Genomic DNA, 22,511 nt, shown 5'->3' on the forward strand with positions numbered 1-22,511 from the left:
GCTTGAAAGCCAAGAGTCTTTCCACCCTTTGGTGGCTTTTAGCCTTAGGGGAGAAATATCTCCCCATAAGCTTTTCTATCCGTTTACCTTTCCTGTCTCATAGTTGATTGACTTTTGAGCTTGAGGTTTTCTTACTAGTAGGTAAATCATTCCTACTAGGACTATGATTGCAACTACTGTCCACACATTGAATATTCTATACATGATGAGATTAGCAATGTTGTAGAAGATTAGTGATACTGCATAGGCATAGCACATTTGGTAGGCTATAGTTAGGGCTGTCCACTTATTGTCTGCCATTTCTGTCTTGATTGCACCAACTGCTGCAAAACAAGGCATGCATAGCATATTGAATAATAGGAAGGAATATCCAGCTACTGGTGTAGCTAGAGCGTGGTTGAAGGCCATTAGAAGTTCTTGACTTTCTTCTGTGACATCAGCCCCAAGGCCTAGTACTACTCCCATGGTTGCAACCACGTTTTCTTTGGCAACAAATCCTGTGATTGTTGCAACTGTTGCTTGCCATGAGTCGAAGCCGATTGGTCTAAAGATTATTGCAATCAATGAACCAAGACTTGCTAGTATTGAGCTTTCTGTATCTGCTTCAACTAGGTTTAGTCTAAAGTCGAAGCTAGATAGTAACCAGATTACTATTGTTGAAACGAAAATTATTGTTCCTGCTCTTTTTGCATAAGCCTTAGACTTGTTGTAGACATCTGTAAGGACTGATTTCGCACGAGGTGCGTGGTATGGAGGTAATTCCATTATAAAAGGTGCAGGATCTGCTTGTAATTCTTTAAATTTCTTTAGGATAATTCCAGAAACAACTATACTTGCTATACCAATCATGTAGAATGAGAAGGATACAAGAGCTGCATGTTCTTTGAAGAAAGCTCCTACGATTAGGGCTATTACAGGAAGTTTTGCAGAGCATGGCATAAAGGTTGATGTCATGATTGTAATCTTTCTATCTCTGTCAGACTCGATAGTTCTTGACGCTTGGACACCTGGTACCCCACATCCTGTTGCTATCATGGCTGGGATAAATGATTTTCCTGAAAGTCCAAATCTTCTGAAGAGTCTGTCCATGACGAAAGCAACCCTTGCCATGTATCCGACATCTTCTAGGATACTCAAGAGGGCAAATAGTACCATCATTTGTGGCAAGAAGCCAAGTACAGCTCCAACTCCTGCAAGGATACCGTCAGTTACAAGTGAGTGTAGTACTGGGTTAATGCCCATAGCCTCCATTGTGCTTGCTGCCCAAGGGGTTAGGGTATCTTCAAAGAAACCATTTACGGCATCTGTTCCCATTGTTCCTGGTGATTTTTCATATACTGACAGGAAGTAAACTAAGAACATTACTAGGGCAAAGATTGGAAGACCCAAAATCCTGCTTGTAACAATCTTATCTATCTTGTCAGTTGTTGAAAGTTTTGGCTTAGCCTTAACTAAGACTTGGCTTGAGATTTGCTCTAGTCTTTCGTATCTTGCACTTGTTATGATACTTTCAGCATCATCTTCTTCTTTTGCTTCGACTTCTTGTCTAAGTTTAGCAACTTCAGCCAAATCTTTTGAGTCGATTGTCAAGTGCTTTAGGCTTTCCTCATCGTTTTCAAAAAGTTTAATTGCATAATATCTTGATAAATCTTTGTCTAGTTTAGACGAATACTTTTCTTCAATTTCTTTGAGGACTTTTTCTGTTTCTTCGTCGTATTCTAGGAAGTTTGGTTTTTGATTAGTATCTTTTAGCTTAACAGCTGTTTTGATTAACTCATCAACACCATTTTCCTTGGAAGCGACAGTCTTTACTATTGGACAACCTAGTTTCTTGCTAAGGGCATCTATATCAATCTTATCTCCCTTGCTTTCTACAATGTCCATCATGTTCAAGGCTATAACTACTGGGATATCAAGCTCCAATAGTTGGCTGGTTAGGTATAAGTTTCTTACAAGGTTTGAAGCATCGACCAAGTTTATGATAAGGTCTGGTCTTTCTCCTACCAAGTATTGTCTACTTACTACTTCTTCTAGTGTGTATGGGGAAAGGGAATAGATACCTGGAAGGTCTTCTATGATAATGTCCTTGTGTCCCTTTAGTACACCTTGTTTTTTATCAACCGTAACTCCTGGCCAGTTACCAACTCTTTGGTTAGAACCTGTCAAGGCGTTGAAGAGGGTTGTCTTACCTGAGTTAGGGTTTCCTGCTAGTGCTATTCTAAATGTCATATCTTTTCCACCCTAATATTTTTTGCATCTTCTTTTCTGATTGTTAGTTCGTAACCTCTAAGGCTTACTTGGATTGGATCTCCAAGTGGTGCTACTTTTCTTATGAAAAGTTCGGTTTTTTTGGTAATTCCCATATCCATAATTCTCCTTTTTGTTGGAGAATCTCCGAGAATTTTCTCTACTACTACAGTAGAGCCAACTTCTACTTTATCTAGTGTGTTCATCATAACTCCTTAACTATAATTCTCTTGGCTAAATCCTTGCTTAGGGCAAATCGATTGTCGTCAATCACGAATATATAGTTTACTCCATCAAATTTCTGCAAGCTTACGATTCTTCCCTTAGCAAAACCTAAGTTACTCAAGTGTTTCTTGGTATCATCAGTTCCCTTAATGGATACAATCTCAGCTTTCTCGCCTTCGTTTAACAATGTTATTGGCATAGGCTCTCCAATCTATGTAAATTTACAAGTACCATTTTAGATATATTACAATATAAATAAAATATATCGTTCGTATCTAGCTATAATATATCACAATCCGAAACAATAATCAATATCAAAAGACAATAATTTTTATTTTCATTGATATTTTTTGAGAAAGTTGAGTAAATGATTCTTCTTGCATATGTTTTCCCTTGTGTATTTCAAGAGATTCTACTCGACAACGAAAAAAATTTTATTATTTATAAAATTTTTTATTAATTTTAGAAAAAATACCAAAAGCTCATCTTCTTTGTTATAATAGGGATAAGGAGTATTTATGTATTTTTTTGTTAATGATTATAATTCAATTTGCTATCCAGAGCTTTTGGATGCTCTAAAGGATTGTTTGGATGAGAAAAATATTGGCTATGGTTTTGATGACCATAGTGAAAATGCTAGAAATCTTATTAGAGGCGAGCTTGGAGATTTTTCTTGTGATATCCACTTTGTCCCAGGTGGTACATCTGCCAATATTTTGGGGGTGGCTTGTGGTATGCGTCAACAAGATTCTGTCCTTGCTTGCACAAGTGGTCATATTCAAGGTCATGAGGCAGGCTCAATAGAGGCTACTGGTCTTAAAATCGAGCTAATCCAATCGCCTACAGGTAAGCTTACTAGAGCCTTGCTTGAAAAAAATTTAGCAAAGTTTCAAGACGAATTTACTACAAGTCCAAAGAAGGTCTACATTTCTAACACGACAGAGCTTGGTGAAGTTTATACCAAGAGAGAAATCGAGGAAATCTATAGTTTTTGCAAGGATAATGGCCTCTATCTTTTCATTGATGGGGCAAGGATTGCATCAGCTCTTGTGGCTGATAAGTGTGATTACACCCTAAAGGATCTATCGTCCATGTGCGATATCTTCTACCTAGGAGGAACTAAGGTAGGCTTTATCTTTGGTGAGGCTATCGTGATTAAAAATGAGGACCTAAAGAAAGACTTTCTCAAACTAATTAAACAAAAGGGAGCTATGCTTGCCAAGGGCTTTGTCTCTGGCATCATGTGGGAGAGGGTCTTTTCCGAAGAAGGCTTCTACCTAAGAGGCTCCAAGCTTGCCTTTGCTAGGGCAAAAGAGCTCGCCATAGGGCTAGAAAACTTAGGCTATGACCTAGCCTATCCTTTTAGCTCCAACCAAGTTTTTGTCAAAGTAAGTGATGACACCGTAGCCAAGTGGCAAAAAATCGCCCACTTTGAAATAATGGGCGAAGATGATCAATACAAGCTAGCAAGACTTGTTACTAGCTTTAGGACAAAGGCTAGCGATGTGGAGGGTTTTCTCAATGAAATTTGATTTGAAATTTGATATGAAATACGACGACTTCATCAGTCTCTTTTCTAAGGCAAGTCTTATCTTTATGGTTGTGGCTGGCCTTTATATCCTTGTCAAACCAAATACTAGAAAGGTTAAAAACTACAAGCTCGACAAGGACCTTACCTATACAGGTAAGCTTGTAAATGGCAAGTTTGAAGGCGAAGGTGCTCTTAATTCCAAAGATGGCCTCTACAAGGGAGACTTTTCTAAGGGAAGATTTGCTGAAAATGGTACTTTTATAGGCAAGGACTACTACTATATTAGGGAAAATGGCAAGGTAACAATAAAGTTTAACGATGGTAGGGTCTATAAAAAGACCCAGGACAAGTGGGAGGAGCTAAAAAAAGATGCGAATTAAGGGACTTGATAATCTCAGGGTTTTTGGTATAAGCCTTGTAGTAATCTATCATATATTCAAAGAATTTCTACCAGCAGGCTTTTTGGGTGTAAACATCATGTTTGTCCTCTCTGGCTTTCTCGTAAGCTTCCACCTCCTAAACGAAGTCTATGACAAGGATAAAATCGACCTAGCATCCTACTACAAGAAAAGATACATAAGAATCTTTCCTGGAGTCTTGTTTATGGTCTTTGTGGTAAGCCTTATGGCCTTTTTCATAAATAGGGACTACACTGTCCACTACTTGGATCAGTTTCTGGCAGCTATATCCTTTACCAGCAATTATTACGAGATTTTAAGTGGTGGCTCCTATGAATCCCAATTTATCAGCCACCTCTTCCTCCATACTTGGTTTTTGGCAATAGAAGTCCACTTCTACCTCCTCTGGCCTATCTTTGTGAACTTTATCTACAAGAAAAGCGAGAGAAGCACTAATGTTAAAAAGACCTTCTCCAATAGGTTCTTCCTAATAAGCCTTATCCTCTACCTCGCCACTACTTTTTTGACAATAATCCTAACTGCCCTCGGCAAAAATTTATCCTTCATATATTTTTCCGACTTCACAAGGCTATCTTCCTTCTTTGTAGGAGCCTTCGCAGCTTGTTTTGTCAAAAGATTTGGCTTTAAGAGGATTCCTTACAAGGAAACTTTCATGATCTCAGGTGCAATAATAGTCCTTATGGCACTTTTTCTCGCCTATGAAATGAAAACAACCTACATCCTCGGATTTTTCCTAACCGACCTCCTAAGTCTTGCCATAATTCTTTCTGCCTTCTCAGATAAGAAAGCCAAAGACCCAAGTCCTGTAAGAAAAATCGCCCCCTACACCTATTCCATCTACCTCCTCCATTGGCCAGTATATGTAATAGCAAAGAGCCTTACAAGTAAACCCATTGCCCTTGTCCTAACCATAATCCTTACCCTAGCTCTTGTTATGGTTAACTACCATATCTTTGAACCAGCCTTTAAGGGGGAGGCCATAAAAATCGGTCCTTACACAAAAGATATCAAAGATAGGTTGAGGATTGTAAGCCTTGGGGGAGTCGTTCTAATCTCCTTTGTAAGTGCTATCGGCCTATCCCTTGCCTCTGATACTATGGTAAGCCTAGAAAAACAAATCTGGGTCTCATCAATCAAACAAGATATAGGACAAATCAAAAAAGATAAAGACAAGCTCGACCTATTCATCAAAGAAAGTGAAAATCCAGACCTTGCCATCAAGCAAACAAAGCTTACCACAACCATAATCGGCGATTCAGTTCTTTTGGGCAATAGGGAGTATATAGAAGAAAAAATCCCAGGTACTTCCGTAAACGCTGAAGGAAGTAGACTCCTTGAAAGTGGGGCAGAACTTATAAAAAGCATGGACAAAGAAGGCAATCTCGGAGAAATTGTAGTGATAGAACTTGGGACAAACGCAATAAAAAATCCAGAAGAAAGCCTAGAAGATATTGTAAGTGCTCTCCCAAAAGGCAAAAAGCTCATCTTTATCTCCTGCTACGATAATAGATACGACCAACCCCATAGGGTAAGCCTAGCCATGCAAAAAGTCGCAAAAAAATACAAATTTATAACCTATATGCCTTGGGAAGAGCTAGCCATGAACCACCCAGAATACTACCAAGGCACAGACGGCGTCCACTACTACGGCATAACCGAAGCCTACGACGCCTACAACACCTTGCTCCAAAAAGCTATTCTTGAGGCAAGCAAAAAAGAAGGAAAATAAGGCTAAGTCTCAAAATTACTAAGCCAACTAAATTCAAAATTTCTAGCCCATCTTGGAATTACAATTCCTTGCTGGGCTTATTTTTATAAGATTTTTACTTCATCCTATAAATTTCCTAAATTTCAAAGGCCAAAGGCTCTTTTTTTCTTACAACTTCACAATTCTAATAAGGCAAACAAAAAGAAGAAGGAGATTTTACTCCCTCTTCTTTTTAGATATTCAACAAATCCTAAGCCTAATTCAAAATCGTCAAGTCTTGATGGACTCCACTATTTGTAAGGCTAAGCTTTCTTAGCATCTTCTTTTTGTTTTTTGGCAAGGTAGATAGATGCTAAGGACATAATCAAGGCTCCTAGGATGGCAAAACCGATCCACACTCCTGGCCCTGCAGTTAGTGGCAATTTTGCCAGTTTGTTTGTTACCTCGTGAGGCTTGTCCTTAGAATTTTCATACTCATTCTTCTCTGCTAAAGTCTTATCCGATGAGTCTGGGCTATAAGATTTATTAATCCTATAGTCTTTTATCCTATACACTTTGCCCTCTTTGATTTCAAATTCTAGTACCCTTGGTTCATCACCAATTTCGTAACCAATTGGTGGTTTAATCTCCTTGACTAGGTACTTGCCATTTGCAAGTTTTTCAAATCTTATTAGACCGTCCTTATCAGAAGTCTCAATCCATGCTTGGCTGTTAGGTGAATCTGGACTAGATGTAATTTCCCCCTCTTTATTTATAGGTTGGTATTTATTATCAACCAATTTTTCTATTGTAAAGGATGCTCCGCTTAGAGGCTTTGTCTTATCTTTTTCAGCAACTTTCTTAAAGTAGATACCAGTCTTTTCATTTACAATGCGTATTGGCTTTTTCTTAACTTGGCTATTGCCATCTTCTGGCTTTGTCGAATCCTCATTTTCTAGGTCAACATAATTTGGTTTACCAATTGTATCTAGCTTGTAGGTAATCTCATCTAGGGTCGTAAAATCAAAGTGGATTTGTGTTTGAAGGTCGGCTGAAGTTTGTCCTTCCTTTAGCTGTCCTTCTATCTCCACAACTAAAGTCTTTTTGGTTGTAACCTTGCTCTTACCCCTCTCAGGTCCTGTATAGTTTCCAGCTCCATAGAGGTCTTGTAGCTTATATTTAACCAATGTATATTCTTTAGATTCAATATAGGTTTTAACTTCTTTACCAGTTACTTCCCTATAAGATTTTTCTTTTAAATTATCAAGATTTTCGCCTTCATCCAGTACAGCTACTCTTACCTTCCTGTCGTTAATTACCTTCCAGTTATCTTCGAGAAATCTCAGTTGAGTATCTGGGCCATCAAAGCTAAATTCTCCATGGTCTGGATTTATAATTAATCTTTCCTTGAAGGTACGAGCTTTATTATTAATCTCATAAACTTCCGCCTTGATTAGACCCTTATCTCCTGTTACTTCGCCAGTCGTAATCTTGTTACCATCTTTGACTTGTACCTTGCCATCAACTATCCTAAACTCTTTTACAAAGTCTAGCTTAGGAAGGTCGTAGCCTTCTGGAGCTTTAATTTCCTTTAGAGCATAGTAGCCTGGTTTGTCAAGGCTTAGGCTCATCGCACCATCATCGCTAGATTTGATAGTCAATGTGTCCTTAGTTTCTTTGCCGTCTTTGATTACCCTGTAAGCCTTATAGGTATCTTTTATAGAATTCTTGTAGTAAACTTCAAAAACTGCTCCACTAAGACCCTTATCTTCCTTGTTAACCTTCTTGAATTTCACCTCTCGAGGGTCAACAATCTCAATCGGTGCTTTTCCTAAAGGCTCAGCTATCTTTGTCTTGGAATCAACAAGTCTTTCTGAATTATCCATACCGTCTGCTAGAGACCTTAGCATGGTTCTTGTTTGAGATGATTGCTTGTTGCTTGGCTTATCTACCAGTCTTACAATCTTGCCGTCCTTTGAGACTTCAAAGATTTCTATAGGTCCCTCTAGCTTAGTAAAGCCTTCTGGAGCCTTGGTTTCTACTAGGCCATAGGTTCCTTGCTCTAGGGTATCGTAGCTTACAAGACCTTTCTCATCTGAAGTCTTTTCTGAGTTTTTAACATCCTTCCAAGTGCTTCCATCAAATTTAACAAGCTTAAACTCTGCTTTAGCTAATGGATAGCCTGTTGGATCTACCTTCTTGAAGCTAATCCTATTTTTAGGGTTAATAGCTGTAACCTCAACATCTGCTGTACCTGTATTAGTATTTACAAAACTATATACATGATTTTCCCTCTCAGCCCACATGTAGATATTGCCATTATAGAATCTTTGCATCCTTACTCGTGGATTGTAGGTTGACTTATCTTCACTAACTCTACCCGTTACTCTAGCTAGGTAGACAGTATTTTTGTTAGGATATCCATCAGGAAATACTATATAGGATGAGCCATCATTATTTGTTGCATTTTGGCCTGTAACATAGGTCAATCCTTGTGGATTGATTCCGTAGGATGGAGGCAATATGTTATCCAAATTATCTAATTGGTTTTCCTTTACCCTATAGAGGTCGATTCTTAGATTGTCAACCTTAGTGTCTGGATAATAGGTTAACCTCGCACCATTAGCTCCTTGTCTTAGCCTATTGATGTAGATATACTGCTCAAACTCTCCTGTCCTAGGGTCATAGCTTACTAGCCTTGAGGATAGGTTTAGGTTATTCTTGGCCTTATCTTCTACTTTTTCAGTGCCTAGGTCATAGCTTACATTCACATTTGTAGATGTTTTATTTTGATTTTCTAGGCTCATGGCCACAGACAAGTTTTGGTTATTTGTAACCTTGTATGGATCAATATAGGCTGTGATATTGGTTGTCAAATCCCTCAAGGTGTAAGTTTTAGCGTAGTCTGTGAAAGTGTAGGTGATTTCACCGTTTTCACTATCGTAAGAGCCTTTGGCTATAGTACCCACTCCGTCAGCGAATATGTCTAAGTTCTTAATCATATCAGCTTTGTAGATACCATGGAGGTTTAGTCCATCTGTTAGCTTAACCTTGAAGAAATCTCCAGGTTTAATCTCTGCATTATCCTTTACCTTGAAGGTATTTTGGAAGCTTAGACTATCTCCCCTGTTAGGATATATGTTTAGTGATGGGTCTTCCTCATCAGCACCTGGTCTGTTGATTGATAGTTTTGATGATAGGCTCATCAAAGAAGAAACATCATTTCCCTTTACTCCTTCTGGAACAGTATAAGGATCTAGTCCCTTACCACCAACAACAAAGTCCCATGTTTGGCCAGTCTTGGTATGGCCTGGCGCTGGCTCAATTTCCTCAAGTTTGTATTGGCCAATTGGAAGTTGGTCAAAGACAAGCTTACCATTTTTATCAACTTCACCAACGTATTGAGCATCTACCTTGTCCTTACCTGGTTGGTTTTGTGAAGGCTTGATTTCGCCTTCTTTTGGATCTTCGATTCTACTTAATCTAGTTAGCTTAAACTTTGCCCCCGACAAGAGCTTGTTCTCATCATCCTTTTTGGTTATGGTAATCTTACCCTTGCCTGGTTTTTCGTTTATAATCTTACCCATGTTCTTGGCTGTAGCCGATGTAACATAGTCGATTAGCTTACCTTCATTTACAGTTGCTGATTTTTCTGGATTGTACTCGATAATACCATTACCTTTATCATACTCAAGGGTGATAACTCCCCTTCCCTTGGTTATTTCACCAGTTTGAACATTGGTATTAGGTTTCTCATAGTCTACTGTCATGTAGAGGATGGCATCCTTAATTGGTCTGTATCCTTTTGGTGCTTGAACCTCCATCAACCTATAACGGCCTGGTTTTAGTCCTCTAAAGCCGAAGAAGCCGTTGAAGGCTGATGATACATAGGAACCTGGTAGGTCTACATAAGAGTTTTGAACGAGTTGTTGGAGCTTAAAGATTGCTCCCTCGAGCCTATTTTCTGTAACCAACTTACCATTGCTTGCCCAAGCAGGATCCTTCTCTTTATCCCCATCACGACCGTGTTTAGAGAAGGTAATGTTGTAGGATTCCTCATCATTGACTATTTCTAGCCCGTCTTTAGGTATCTCTAACTTATCTTCTTCCTTGTCGGTTGTATACAAGGATGAAATATTAGCTGATGTTGAAAGAGTCTTTGCAGGTGTAGCCTTTTCTATATCTGGCCTAATCCTACCACCATCTCGACCAACCCAGTTTTGGTATTTCTTATTATATTGTTGACCTGACCATGCATCTCCATACTTTTTGGCAAGCTCGCTTGCACCAGCTTGATAGGAGGCCTTAGGGAAGCTTTCCCATCTAATCTTATCCGGTTTACTTTCATCGTAAATTGCTTGTTGGAACTCTCTTGCTCCTTGGTAGAACTTAACATCCATTTCAAGCTTGGCCAAGTCATCTTTAGTAAGGTCTGGATGTTTGTGAGGGGCAACCTTCTTACCATCCACATCTTTTTCATTTACCGCGATGCCAGTAATTAGGGACTCGTCGTAATAGCCTTCTATATCGATAAAGTATACCCCACCCTTGTCTAGATTGAGTTGGTCTTCATCAAAGCCCCAGTCATATGGTCTCCACCTAGCAGTGTTAACCATAGATACTCCATCCTTAGATAGGTCATAATAGCCTAAGATATAGTCAACGTCAAGATTTTTAGCTGGGTCAGAAATCTTGTAGGTTGTCCTGTAGGCAGTCTTTAGACCTTCCTTGATGGTATCCGGTGCAACTTTTGGTCTATCTTTTTCATCCCTTTTGTGTTTAGGCATTATTTGAACATTAACCTTATCGCTACCTGTGTAGCCTCTGAGGTCTACGATAATTTTTTGGACAAAAGTCTTAGAATCAGGATCTATGTGGGTTATCTTTGATGCCGTTCTTATGGCTAGGTTAGAATCTAAAGTATCATCGTGTAATTTGGATTCCTTAGACTCTAGGTATTGGGATGGAGTTTTGGTTGGACCAAAATAGGTCGCATGCATCCTGCCCTCATCATCTCTAACCTCAATCTTCCACTTAGAAGATGCCTTCTTGTAACCTAGTGGTGGTCTAAGCTCCTCTAGGACATAGTAACCTGTTTGGAGTTTGACAAGTTGGTCTTTGTCATTCCTGAAGGTTATCTTACCTAGATTGTCAGAAACTGCCGTAACTGGAGTAAAGCTCTTATCTTCAGTTTTGTATGTTTCATCAGTCTTTATTAACTTAAACTCTCCACCTTCTAGTGGCCTATCAACTGTGTCCTTCTTGAAAAGACTTAGTTCAAGACCAGCCTTCTTGTTGGTAATCTTGGCATCTTTTCTAGTCTTTGTTGCTGGATCGTAAATTAGGTAGCCAAGTTCTTGACTGTCTGGTTGGACATCTGAGCCACCACCTGGACTATCTCCTCCACCCGGATTTGGACCAGGACCTTGGCCTTTTACGAACTTAGCATTAACTGTTACATTTTCATTTGGCATGATGAAGTATGGCCCTTGGTCATCATATTGGACATCTACACTTCCACCCCATTGTTTAGTAACGCTTAGGCTTTGGCTTTCGAGCGTGTTGCCTTGGTTTGGTGTTGCAATGATTCTAACCTTATCATTAGGATATGGTCTTCTAGGCTCAGTTTTTACACTACCACCAGTTATTTTCGGATTAATTCCAACAAGGTAGGTTCCTTGTGGTGGTTGGACGTATTGTACATTAGCGTAAATAGTTACAGCTTGATTAGGCATAGTAAATGAGTATCTATCCCCATTTTTATTTAATGGTTCTACATTCTGCCCACTACCATCAGACTTCCTAACATAAACACTTGTTATTTCATAATCATCATCTGGTGTTACTGTAAATTCTACAAGTTTTCCAGCCTCTGACTTACCAGATTCTGTCCTTGTATAAACTACAACCTTCTTACCATTATTATTATTATCGACACCAACGTAGTAGGACTCTTTTGGCACAACTTCTTTTTTGTTAAAGGTTGCAATTACATTAACAGGCTTAGCTTCCATATTGAAGGTATATTGTCCATTACTATCTAATAAAGGAACTATATTTTTCCCATTTGCAGTAACTTGTCCGATTTCATAGTCAGGATCTGGTTTTACAGTAATTGTTACAGGCTTACCCTCTTCTTGGGAAGTTGGGTCTACTGTAAGAGTACCCTTACCCTCTGAAACACTTGTTTTAATGGTGAATTTTTTTGCTTGAGGTTTTTCTTTAAAGTAGGCTTTTAGTGCTACGTCCTGTGCTGGCATTGTGAAAGATTTAGTCAGCAAGTCTACATACCTTATGAAGGCTCCATTTTTGTTATTTAGAACTTCAATCTTATCAATAACATATCCATCATCTGGCTTTATATTGACTTTCACCTCTTCATCTACCCTTGCCTCAAGTTGAGCTGTAACACTTCCATGGTCTACTGGTATTGTGTTAACCTTGAAGGTTTGTTGTTGAGTTTTTTTTGTACCTACAGTTGTTATTTCTGGAATAGGTTCAGTTCTTTGAGTGTCGATTAACTCTTCACTAACAAACTGAGCATTCACAAATTTTTGCTTATAGGTTTTTACTTCCTTACCATCTACACCTTTTTGAGTAACTTGACTTGTACCTTCTGGATATTGGTCAGAGTAAACTGTTTGTTTAGTAAATGGTATTTTTGTTTCCTCTGTCCTATTTTGATAAGTTATGGTAGGCTCTTGAACCTTATCATTAACTTTAGCTTCTTCTGAATAAGAGTCAGCTGCCCATTCTCTATAGTCTTTTTGTTGATACAAGCCTGGCTTAGTGTCATATTGGTGGTCAGCACCAAGTCCTATGGTTCTATCATTTGCATAAGGTGCTTCTATTTCAACTAAGACAGTTGTATTAGCAGGAAGTGTTGCCTTAACTCTCATAGGTTTGCCTGACGGTATAAATTGTTCCGCTTTTACATTGATTTCCCTCATACCACTTATATTGTCTAAGGTTGATCCCTGATCTACTGCATAGAATTTTATAGTTGAAATTGTTACCCTTGGTCCGTTTTGTAATCTGAATTCATTGCCTTTCTCAGGTTGTCTATGAATTTCAATATAGTTACTAAAGCCTATATTTTTGGTCTTGAACAAGAACTGTTGTCTAAATCTACCTTTATCCTTACCCTTGTTAATTTCAGTAACTCTAGTTTCCATGAAGTTAGCACTGTGGGCAACTCCTGCTCTGCCAGTAGATTTATCTGGATAAACTTTCTCCCAAACATCTGCTGACCTTGCAGCTCTTGTGCTAACATTCATACTTCTTGGGGCTATTGCTCTTTTGGCTCCAAGGCTTCTGAAGCTTCTTAGGTCATTTGACCTTAGGTCTAGCTTAGCTAGTGGTTGAGATAGGTCTAGGTCTTGGTTTAGCAAGGACCTAAAGGAGAAGTTTCTTGCTAGAATGCCATTTTCTTTGGCTAGCAGGCTTGGGTTTTCTTCGCTTGCCATTCTTAGCATACTCTGAGCATCAGCGCTCCTGTCTTTGCCATCTATGATTAGCTTACTTGTCTTGTCAACCTTAGAATCTGGTATAGGGTCTAGGGCGAACTTATCTCTATTTGCGTAGGATTCGGCTGCCCAGTATCCATTGGTAAGGTTGGTATAGTCCATACCAGTACCGATTATTCCTTCTTTCGGAATATCTGTTTCTATGGTTACTGCTATTGGCTTTTCTCCCTCAGCCTTGGTGCTGATTTTTAGCCTGTCGTGGTTGTTCTTGTGAATCACTTCTGTCTTGTAAGGAACAGTCTGGCTAACGTCCACTAACTTATCAGGTTCTGAGCTAGAATTAACGTAGTGGATTGATATAACCTTAGTGTTTTTGCTTGTTATATCTCTTCCTTCTGGTTGAGAGTGAATTTCAAGGGTTGGATTTTCAAGTCTTTCTGACTTCCTATTTAGGAGGTAGACTTGTCTCATCCTATTTGTAGCAAAGTTAACTTCGACGATGTTTGTCTTTATTTTTTGGTCAGCTATTTGTTTGTACTCATCTCTCGATGCGACAGATTGGTTTGTTGCCTCGCCTTGGCCAACTTTTACCTTTTGCCACTTGCTTTCTGGATCCTTATTTGGAACTGTTGGCGTTGGTAGGTCGTCTTTGATGTAGACTTTTCCATCTTCTTTGATGGTTACAGTCCAAGTTGTGTTGGCAGCCTCATAACCTTGTGGGGCTCCTTCTTCCTCTAGGTGGTAGGTACCTGGTAGGAGGTCTTTGAATTTGACCTTGCCATCAGCATCTGATTTGCCCCATTTAGGGTCTGTGCTTGGCTTAGTGCCTGTAAGCTTAAAGGTTGCTCCAGATAAACCATCTAGTTCTTTTTCACGAATTTTCTTAAATTCAAACTCGTGTTTGTTTCTCTTGTTGGTTAGGTCGAGTGATCCTTCTGAAACATAGGCACCTATAATGTTACCTGCTTGGGTGTTGGAGCTTACCTCATCTCCTTCTACTATATCAGAAACTTCTTCGTAGTAGTCTGGCTTCCAGTAGACTTTTTCATTTGCCGTTCCGACATTTTCCCAATAGTCCATTCCTAGACCAACGCCACCACTTTCGTTCTCATATGGAACTTTTACATCTATTATGATAGGCTTATCAGTTTTTGGTATGTTAAATTCCATTCTTTTAGGAATTTCGCCAGGCTTACTTACTAGCTGAGGTTTGATATCTCTTAGCTCTTTGGCTACATAATGCTCAAGTCTTATATCTTCTACATTGCTAGTAACAGCCTTGTCGAGCTCAAAAATCTTGTAGGCTTCATCACCCTTATACCACTCTATGTTTGTTTCACTTAGGGGTTGTCTATGGATTTGAACCTTGGATGGCCCCATGGACCTAGCCTCTGGGTTGATAACGAATCTTTGGATTACATATTTTTTGTCTCTGTTAATGCCGATGATTCTTGTACCCATCTTGTATGGTATGCTACTGTCATCAACATATCCCTTCCATCTGACGTCTTGAAGACCATTGAATTTTCCTAGAGGTCTTTTGAGTACATTAACCCACTTAGTTCCTTTTTCTACGAGGAGGGATTTGTTTACGGTTTCGCTGGTTTGCTCGTTTGGTCCTTGTATATAATCGTGAACCTCAACTCCCTTATCACCTACTACGAGAACCCATTTTTTGTCAAGTTTCTTATAGCCTGTAGGAGCTTCTTGTTCTTCTAGGATGTAGACTCCATTTTCTAATTTCTTGAAGTTGTCATCTTTAAGATTTTCCTTGAATTTAACAACACCATTTCCGTCTGATTTTCCTATAGCATAGATATCTTCGCTATCTTTTTTCTTGATTATAAAGGTTGCTCCAGCTAGAGGCTTGCCATCCTCGCCTTTTTTGTAAACTACAAAGTCTTGACCCTTTGGTTTGTTGGCTACATCTAAGATAAGATCTTTTCCTACTATTGATGTTCCATCAGAGTTGAAACCAATTTCGGATATGGTTACATAGCCATCTTTTGACACGTTTACCTGCCAGATCTTATCGGATAAGTTGTAATTATCTGGTGCCTTGGTTTCTTTTAGGGTGTAAGTTCCAGGCAAGAGGTTATCAAAAGTCAACTCACCCTTGGAGTCGGTAGTTCTTGCAACTGTGTGGCCATCTTTTCTCTCTAATGAGAAGACTGCTCCTTGGAGGGTTTTGTTTTTGTCTGCCTGGCTATATTTCCTAATCTTGAAGCTGGTTGGTATATATGGTTCGTTAACCATCATTATCTTTTGCTTGTAGAATTTAGGAATTTCTTTCTTAATTTGGGATGCAGCAGAGTCGTTGGCATTTACCTTTGACGCGAAGGCTGACTGGAGGGCAACATTCTTGTCTTTTGAGTTTGCCATGTAGAAGGCTCTAAACATATTCCTAAACTTGTGTAAGTCTGTTACCTTGAAAGTTTGCTCAATCACATAACCTTCATTGGCATCAGAAATTTTTGGCATATCAATTACAAGTGGATAGTAGCTATCAAGTCTTCCAGTCCTTGTTATTTGGTTTGGGTTATAGGTTAAGCCGATGTTTCCCTGCCTATTTGATATATAGGCTTTCGGATCGATCTTTTGGCTATATACCCTCTGGTAGGTGATTGGGTCGTTTTCAGGAATTATACCCATAGACAAAGGCATGTTTTTCCTGTTATTTATCTGAAACTTGTTTGGACCTGTAGGTTGGACATAGTAAATCTTGACATCTTCAAGGGCAAAGGCTGGTTCGTTACCATTACCTGACCAGTCATTGATTCTTGAAGGGGTCCAGTTGGTTGACATCCAGTTAAAGAAGAGACTTCTTGGCTTTTGACGTTCTCCTTTTGCTGTTGAGGTTGGGTTGTAGTAGGCAAGTGCTTTTACATACCAATTACCATCATCACCTTGGTAGACATCTCTAAAGTAGTAGGCTTGGGTAGGTGCATTACCGTCTTTAGGTGAATCATAATCCTCATAGAAGGCATTAACTGTAATTTCATCAGTTTGGTTACCACTAGCTATCTGCTCGCCTGGTGCAACCACATTTGTGAAGTGGTAAATTCCAGAGTTTTGAGCATAGAACTTAGATGGGATTACACCAACTATGCTAAGACTAAAGTCGACCCTACCCGAAGCTTCATCATTAAAGACATAGGTCAAGAGGTTAGTTTCGTAGTTGAAATATTGCTTAGCTACAACTTTACCGTCAACTACTATATCTGGAATTTTGTTTACATATTGAGTAAAGTCGAGATTTTTGTCAAACTGAATCTCAAATCTCTTGTTAGGTGTAACATTTTCTAAGGTTATATCCGCCTTGTAGGTGTAGGATTCGTAGCGGTAGGCCTCCCACACACCCTTTTTCTCTCCTAGGCCACCCGACTTGTTTTCATCTAGGGTCATGGATTGTTTTGCTTTTATAACTGTAGCTAAAGCTTCTTCATCCTTAACTATCTCATCTTCAATCCAGTAGTCCTTACCGTGGATAGCTTTACCTTGGTTGTTTTTAAACCTTGGTGCATAGAAAACTTGAGATTTTTCATCAACTGTTACATCAAAAACAAGTTGAGAATCGACATAGCCAGTAGGACTTGAGAGCTCTTCTATAACATAGTTGCCTGGTGGCATCTCGCCAAAGTCTGCCTTACCCTTGTCCTCTCCTTCTTTGTCATTAGATGTGACAGTCTTTAGAGGGTTTCCTTCAGCATCTTTTAGGACGAAGCTTGCTCCTCCTAGAGGTCTTTTTTGTGAATCAACTTTGATTACTTGAACAGGTTTGGTCTTGAATTTCTCATTTGTTACAATTACTTGAGTCTCTTTTATCACAGATGGATCTAGTGGGGCGATAGTTTTTTGTATTCTTGCGTTGTTGCCCGGATCGTTATTATCTACTAACCAGTCATAAGATACTTTCTTATCATCTCTTGTAGGTGTTCCGTTAACCTTTACTAGAAAGCCCCAGTTATCCCCAAATCTCTCATGAGGAATTTTGATTTGATAGCCAGTCTCTCCTGTGTAGGATTCATAAACATTGGCATATCCAGTGATTGACGCCCAGCTATTTTTTTTATTTAAAACTGATCCCTCTTTATTCTTCTCTACATCTTCTTCTGATTGGATTTCCATGGCCTTTCTAAGACCCTGTCTTTTTGATGGACTAACGTCAAAGACATCGACTGTAAGATCATTTTGAAATCCTCTTATATTAAGTCTGGTGTTTTGGTTGGTTCCACCACCATCATCAGGTTTGAGGTAGAGGTAGGCAGTTACCTTGCCATCATTTTCCTTTTTAGAGTAGGCCATTATGTTCATAAATAACGGATATCTAGGGTAGTTGAAGTATTGGGTTGCAGTTTCATCGCCCTTTTGACTTGAATTTGGACCAGATGATCTTACCCTACCCTCCTTATCTACTGTTATAGTTGTATCCTCAGCTAGCCTATAGCCTAGGGGTGCCTTTGTTTCAATAAGAGTGTAAGAGCCTGGTTCTATGTTTGAAAACTCAGCCTTACCTTCAACATTAGTGTAGACTTCAGGACCTCTTGTAAGTCTAAATCTTGCTCCTTCTATTGGTTCTTTAGTTTCCTTGTTAATCTTAACAAGGGTAAAGTTACCATATTTTTTTACGACTTTTTCTACACCTATATTGTGAATATAGTATTGGTTGAGGTCTTTTTGGTAGTAGTTGTAGTTTTCTAAGTATTGGTAGGTCTTGCCGTTTTCTTCCTGCTTTTCTTTTGGGAGTCCTTGGTCAATCTTTGGAAGAATTCTTGTCGCCTTTCCTTTAGAATCAATATTCCATACCTTTACATTTGCTATGGTGATTTGTCTGCCACTAGATTCTTTAGCTCCTTCTTTAAGGTCAGTTTTTCCGAGCTCTTCTCCTGTTACAGGATCTATGGCCTTAATTGTTTGAGCTGGCATTTTTGCACCATCATCCAAGCCCCAATTTTGGTCAATTCTGAGGTCTTGGTTTTTAGATATACGAACTCCTCCCAAGGAAGATGCTGTATCCCCCTTTAGGTCTGTTATATATTCATAAGCAACTATTGATCCAACTGGTTGGGCTTGTGGTGGGTTTTCTCCAGCTTTTGGAATAGGGTTTGCATCTTCCACCTCTCCAACCTTAATCATCTTGCCGTAGGTGGTATTTTTATGTTCTATGTTGGTATCTACAGCATAGATAGCTCTTCTACCTTGAGAAAGCTCTTGCTTTCCTGATAGTTTTCTTGATTCTAGGGGAAGCTTGCCATCATCTCCAGTTGATACTTGATCTGTTATAGTCCATTTGGCTTGGGTATTGTTTGGAAATTCTCCCAAAATAGATGTTCTGTTGTTCATACCAACTCTGTTAGGAGTTGCATTTACTACCTTATCTTTTGGGTAACCTTGTCTTGCAACAACCCTCTTTGCTCCAACTTTGCCATTTGCGATAGCGTTTAAGTCTAGCATATAGGATTCTTGGACATCTGTTACTGGTGTATAGAAGGAGTAGGTAAACTTCTTGCCATCTTTTATGGTAGGCTTGTAGTTTACAGAATCAACAATACCAAGCTTACCCTTTATATCGTTTTGATGTTTATCTTTGTCGATGTCAACTCCATCAAGAGTGAGGTTTTGGATTTCTCCAAGACCCGAACCAGTTACTGTTGTAAAGTTGATGCTTAGGTCGATATCTTTGAGGTTGACTGTTGATAGAACAGTAGCCTTCCAGTTGAATCCTTTAAGGACTCCATTATTGACAACTGGTGTCCCGTAGGCATCCATATCTACCTTGTAGGACTTATCGTCTGCTTCTATGATTTCAGCAACATCTCCCCTACCTGGTTCAATTATAGATCCTGCTAGGTTACCGTCCTTGTCTACCTTTTGCGGAACAAGGTCCTTTGGAGGGTTGACAATTCCCATACCACTTACCTTATTTATTACGGTAAAGGTCCCATCATCATCTAACTTTTTTATGTTTTTTGTGTTGTAATCTACAGGAATGTTGATTGGCACATTGATGTTTTCAGGGATTGTTCCTTGGATTTGATATCTTATTTTATTTTCTTTTTCGATATATGTTGGTTTAGCGATAACCCTACCATGGTAGATAATATCTTCAAGGCTAGCTGGGTTTTTTACTGTTAGCTTTTCATCTAGGTGGATATCAAAGTATTGGTAAGGTTGGATAGGGCCGCCTACATTTGATGTTTGAAAACGAGTGATGATATTAAACTTCTTGTCATCAAGGTTTAGCTCATCAGTTACCGCAAACATATGAGGTCTGAAGTTTTCGTCAGCATCTCTGGCTATAAGATTTTTGATGGCTTCTTCATTATCTTCCATCAACTTCGCTTGGTCAGCTCTTGATAGGTCGTATTTGTCGCCAAGCTCTGTTAAGATTTTTTGAATGTCTTCTAGGCCATTTTTCTTATCGGCGAGAGCCTTCTTGAGGTCTTTGTCTGCCTTTTGGAGGGAAGACTTACCAAAAATTCCCTTTATGGTATCAAGGAATTTCTTGGATGGTTTTTCCTCGATGGTGTTTTGCTTTTGTTTTTCTAGCTCATGGTTGAAGTTATCAACTAGAGCTTGGGTTTGATTTTGGTTTAGACCTTTTTGGTTGACTGGTAGTTGGTTTTTGGGGGTTTGTTCTTTATTAGATAAGTCTTTTTCTTCCTTACTTTGCTCCAAAGGTTTAGTAGCAACTTCTTTATCATCAGCTGAATTTTGGTCTATGACGAGCTCTTCGGAGTTTTTATCTTCTTTATCCTTTTCTTCCTTGCTAGGGGTTTGCTCCTCGTCTTTTGCGTCTGTTTTTGGTAAAGGAGCTTTTTTCTTATTTTCCTCTGCCTTATTTCGGGCAGGGTCCTCCTTGTCTTCGGCTTGTTTTTTCTCTTCCTTGACAAAGCGTGGATTTTTTACTTCTCTAGCATTTACAGAGTATTTTTCTATTTTGGTATTTTTCTTATCTAGCCTGTTGGTGTAGGTTAGTTTTAGAAGGTAACCTTGAGGTAGGTCAAGTTTGGTTTCTTCTTGGTAAGGGATTTGAGTTGAAAATTCTTTTTGAAGGGCGAAGCCTTTTTCTCCTGCCTTATAATATTCAAGAGTGATTTCTCCATTATTAGGGTCTTGGTTCTTGTCAATGGCAAGCTTGTAGGTTACTTCATTTTTATTTTCTTCCTTACTTTTCTCATCGCCCTTGTCTTTGGAGATTAGGTAGTCGGTGTAGGTTAGTGTATCATCCTTGTCCTCATCGTCGTTTTTGGTGTAGGCAATATTACTTTGCGAATCTTCACCTTCCTTGCTTTGACTTAGGATAAGATTTTTGACTTCTGGGTCATTCTCATCTTCTTCTTCGATAAACTTGTAGGATATTCTCCTAAGGTCGAGGTTGGTAGAGCCTTGGTCGAGTGATAGGTCGAATGAGTAAACTTTCTTGGTATCTATCTTCTCCTTATCAATAATTGCCTCGATAGTGTATTCTAGGTCGCCTTTTTGCTTAGCTTTGATTGCTAGGCTCTTAAGGTCTGAGTTTTCCCCTGCATCTTCCACTTCATAAGCTATATCCTCTCCTGTTTGGAGATTTTTCACTTCTTTTAGGTGTAGGTCTTTTATGGCCTGGTTGTGATTTATAGCTATACTTAAAATGTCAGCAGGATTTTTGCCAGAAACTTTTATCTTTGCAAGTATCCTATCTCCCTTTTCGTTAAGGTCTGCCTCGCAATCGAGCTTGTGAATGGACTCGTCCCCTTCACCCTTATCTTTTTCCTTAACTTCTTTTTGTCTAATCATTGTAGGCATTTGTTCATCTCTATCATTTAGTCCTAGAGCATAAACATTGGTTGGTACAGCCATTGTTATTGCTAAGCTTAGTGAGATGAATTTTACTACAAAGTCTTTCAACTTCCTCTTCATCATAACCCCTTTCAAGTATGTATCTTAATTGTCTAATTTATTTCATTTATTAACTTATTAGTCAGCTAATCTAAATTTATGCGGACTTATAACTATAATTCTTTACATACTAATTTTATAATAATCGGCATAAAAAATCAACCGTTTTATTTAATATTTTGCTTATCAAATTTTAATAAAAAAAGAAGGATTACTCCTTCTCAATTTATTATTTAATTTCCTTCCTTATATATAGGTCTAATTTCTTGCCCTAAAATATCCAAGAGGATTATACATGGCCCAAGTTGTATTTCTTAGGAGGTCTGCTCCAAAGACTATTTGGATTTCTTTATCGTTTAGGTCCTTTTCTACTTGGGTTGTTGGGATGTTTACGATATTATCATCAATTGTGAAGGCAAACTTGCTTTCATAGATGACTTCGTCATGGTCAATTCCTAGCATGGATATGGTTTTGTCGACCTCATCATCTGCTGGTTTTAGGTCTTTTGCAAGGTTTTCTGAAATTATGGTTAGGGGACGGGATGTGTCTATGGCTGCCTTGTAAGTCTTTTTATTAAAGATTAGCTTAAAGACAGGGGTATTTTCCTTGCCCTTTCTCTTATTTTCTTTGAAGTCAGATATTTGGACTTCAAATTGGTTCTTTCTCAAATCTCCCCTAAAGACAAATTGGCTAATTATATTCCAACCGAGGATTACTTGAGCAGGGAAGGGGTTGCCGAAGGTATCATTGGCAAGTTTTACAACTTGGTCCTTACAAACTACCACTGGAACACCTTCAAGCTTCAAATCTCCAAGGGCCATACTTGAAAGTTTCGCCCTCCTAAAACCCTTTTCGCTATCAATTGGCTCTTGGTCGATATAGGTTAGGTCCAATTCATCGGCTAGACTTTGGGGGATCAGAGTGTTACCCCTTGTGTCAAACATGGCTGTTACTGGCTTATTGCCAACTAAGATTCCTATAAATATATAATTCAAATATTTTTGGTCTGAAATTGGTATTGGTGAAAAATCCATATGCTCTCCTTTACTTTCTT

At 38.9% G+C, this 22,511-nt stretch carries 8 protein-coding genes; 3 read left to right on the forward strand and 5 right to left on the reverse strand.

Annotation, left to right across the window (positions count from 1 at the left end; all coding sequences use genetic code 11):
- Positions 1–75 precede the first annotated feature (75 nt).
- From feoB to Q0W95_RS00275, 3 genes are read right to left on the reverse strand one after another with little or no spacing between them, the layout of a single operon-like run.
- Complete coding sequence (feoB, locus tag Q0W95_RS00265) at positions 76–2,229, reverse strand: ferrous iron transport protein B (protein WP_297788313.1); 2,154 nt, start codon at positions 2,227–2,229, stop codon at positions 76–78.
- Positions 2,226–2,453: a ferrous iron transport protein A gene (locus tag Q0W95_RS00270; RefSeq protein ID WP_297788316.1), complete on the reverse strand. Its 228-nt coding sequence runs from the start codon at positions 2,451–2,453 to the stop codon at positions 2,226–2,228. The genes feoB and Q0W95_RS00270 overlap by 4 nt, the downstream gene beginning before the upstream one ends.
- On the reverse strand, positions 2,453–2,671 hold the full coding sequence (locus Q0W95_RS00275) for a FeoA family protein (RefSeq protein WP_297788318.1): 219 nt from the start codon (positions 2,669–2,671) through the stop codon (positions 2,453–2,455). Before Q0W95_RS00275 ends, Q0W95_RS00270 begins: the two co-directional genes overlap by 1 nt.
- Before the next feature lie 319 nt (positions 2,672–2,990).
- On the opposite strand from Q0W95_RS00275, the gene Q0W95_RS00280 reads away from it, so the two are divergent.
- Genes Q0W95_RS00280 through Q0W95_RS00290 form a run of 3 tightly spaced genes read left to right on the forward strand, consistent with a single transcriptional unit; the run spans position 2,991 to position 6,151 of the window.
- Positions 2,991–4,004 (forward strand): beta-eliminating lyase-related protein, encoded by a 1,014-nt coding sequence (locus Q0W95_RS00280; protein ID WP_297788320.1) that lies wholly within the window; start codon positions 2,991–2,993, stop codon positions 4,002–4,004.
- Entirely contained in the window at positions 3,994–4,383 is a 390-nt protein-coding gene (locus tag Q0W95_RS00285; protein ID WP_297788323.1) for a hypothetical protein, read from the forward strand. The genes Q0W95_RS00280 and Q0W95_RS00285 overlap by 11 nt, the downstream gene beginning before the upstream one ends.
- A complete protein-coding gene (locus Q0W95_RS00290) occupies positions 4,373–6,151 on the forward strand; it encodes an acyltransferase family protein (RefSeq protein ID WP_297788325.1) in 1,779 nt (592 codons plus the stop codon). The genes Q0W95_RS00285 and Q0W95_RS00290 overlap by 11 nt, the downstream gene beginning before the upstream one ends.
- Before the next feature lie 281 nt (positions 6,152–6,432).
- Here Q0W95_RS00290 and Q0W95_RS00295 read toward each other — a convergent pair whose 3' ends face one another.
- Together Q0W95_RS00295 and Q0W95_RS00300 are read right to left on the reverse strand one after the other, a co-directional pair.
- On the reverse strand, positions 6,433–21,477 hold the full coding sequence (locus Q0W95_RS00295) for a SpaA isopeptide-forming pilin-related protein (RefSeq protein ID WP_297788329.1): 15,045 nt from the start codon (positions 21,475–21,477) through the stop codon (positions 6,433–6,435).
- 237 nt (positions 21,478–21,714) lie between these two features.
- Positions 21,715–22,491, reverse strand: a complete 777-nt coding sequence (locus Q0W95_RS00300) for a retropepsin-like aspartic protease (RefSeq protein ID WP_297788332.1) — start codon at positions 22,489–22,491, stop codon at positions 21,715–21,717.
- Positions 22,492–22,511: the final 20 nt, after the last annotated feature.

The organism is uncultured Anaerococcus sp. (genome assembly GCF_947253225.1).
GTDB lineage: Bacteria > Bacillota > Clostridia > Tissierellales > Peptoniphilaceae > Anaerococcus.